Genomic DNA, 1747 nt, shown 5'->3' on the forward strand with positions numbered 1-1747 from the left:
CGGAATAGGTTATACTAGACAAAAGATCAGCTCCTAAAAGATGGGTTTGTGGTAAACACCATTTTAAAGGAAGCTGATCTTTTTTGTCCGAACAGCGTTCGGATTAATTTTACAATCTACCAAAATGATATATATAACATAGAAGCAAACTTAAAGAGTCACTATTGGCAGTGGACTGAACAAACTGTGTTGACAAAAGACTATTCATGGAGTACGCAAAGGGAGTCAAGACTAATTATTTCAGATTTTATTGATGGATATTCTTCCGTTAAAAGTAGGACATTTTTTTATGATTTTTCAGAATTGAAATCAGTGACTTTTGGTCCTAAAACTGACGATAAAAATAAAGTGAAGATAATTAAAATACTATCTCAAAAATGTGAGAAAAATAATGTTACCAATTTTCCAATTTACGTTGTATCTAGGAATGATGAGACGGGAAAAATGGAGCGAGAACTGATATTAAAAATCAATAGAAAATCAAATAAGTTGAATCAGTGATACTAGTGGGCGAGAGGAATTAGTGTGGGTCCGTATGCGGTTTTTCGGGGTCTTGTTGATTTGATTATGTTTGTGAACAAAAATCGGGGGGCCTTTGAGGGGCTCCGCCGGTTTTTTCTTGCTGTGTTATTGATATTTTGATTGGCCTCTATACGGCCTAGGGCCTGTCTACTAAGCACGCTGTCCCAGCTGTGCTGCTCCTTGCGAGCATGAACAAGGGACGTTCATGCTCTTGGGTCGCTTGCTACTGAGGTTGATTGTATGATTATCTTTCTCTTGGAATAGGTGTTATTGATGTTTGCTATTGGTGAATGGATATTTGCTGGGGGTGTCGGTCGGCCACAAGCCGCCGTGACCCATGATAACTGTTTCACGTGAAACGCTTCAGTACGTGTTATTATTGAATTGATTAGGATGAGTGTTCCAAAGGACTACAACGTGTTTTATTCCCAATGTATGACTGAACTTAGGTGTGTACAATCAGGAACCGTTGTGTAGTGTGTTACGGGTCTCTATATCATAAATGATGTGGTTTTTGGAGGTCATATCTTTAAAGGGTATTACCATAGATGGAGTAGAATGACATTGAGTAGAGGTTTCCGGCAAGGAGGTAATTTTTTACATATCAAGATTAAACGTTCTCGTAACAATAGAGTCTTTGCTTGGTTTTTAGGTGGTACTACTAAGAATTATGACTGGGATGCGTGTTACGGGTCATTTAGCTTATTTTGACGTTGACACCATTTCTTGGCTTAGTAGCTTATCTGATCTTGTGGTTACTAATGGAACAAGATTAGGCGAATTGAACAATATGTGAAGAAGGGGTCATAATGACTGAACAAGAGGCAATTAGTTTACTGACGAAGTCCGGATTTGATAGTGATTCGAGTAGTCTGGCTAAGCTGATAGATAGTGGCAGAATATCAGCTACTGGAAGTAGACAACGAGATGATCTGGATATTGATGAGGTGTCACTGAAAAACTATATTGGAAAGTACCGTGAACTTATGAATGGAAATGGTTTTGACTTTATTAGACGTCATACTGTACTCTAAGGCCGATTTGAAGCAATATGCCTTCATGAAACATGAGGTTGGAGCATAAGTCTCTAAATTTTGGCAATGGCAGATTGTAAAATTTAAATTGAACATTTAAGTGGACAGAAAAACCCATCAAGGTCTTTAATGGTGTTACCACACAATCCATTAGAAAGAAGGACCTTGATGAGCACCACTATTTTATCATT

The 1747-nt window shown here is 38.0% G+C and carries 2 protein-coding genes; both read left to right on the forward strand.

Annotation, left to right across the window (positions count from 1 at the left end; genetic code table 11):
* Positions 1 to 48 precede the first annotated feature (48 nt).
* Positions 49 to 501: a hypothetical protein gene (locus ACP4IT_RS12530; protein WP_128491681.1), complete on the forward strand. Its 453-nt coding sequence runs from the start codon at positions 49 to 51 to the stop codon at positions 499 to 501.
* An 830-nt stretch (positions 502 to 1331) separates the two neighbouring features.
* Positions 1332 to 1556, forward strand: coding sequence for a hypothetical protein (locus ACP4IT_RS12535; RefSeq protein ID WP_128491682.1), 225 nt, complete (start codon positions 1332 to 1334; stop codon positions 1554 to 1556).
* The last annotated feature ends 191 nt before the right edge of the window (positions 1557 to 1747 follow it).

It is taken from the genome of Levilactobacillus sp. LN180102 (genome assembly GCF_050106635.1).
Taxonomy (GTDB): domain Bacteria; phylum Bacillota; class Bacilli; order Lactobacillales; family Lactobacillaceae; genus Levilactobacillus; species Levilactobacillus brevis.

Coding starts and splice junctions, on each gene's coding strand:
- ACP4IT_RS12535 (WP_128491682.1), top strand. CDS start 1,332: ATGACTGAACAAGAGGCAATTAGTTTACTGACGAAGTCCGGATTTGAT.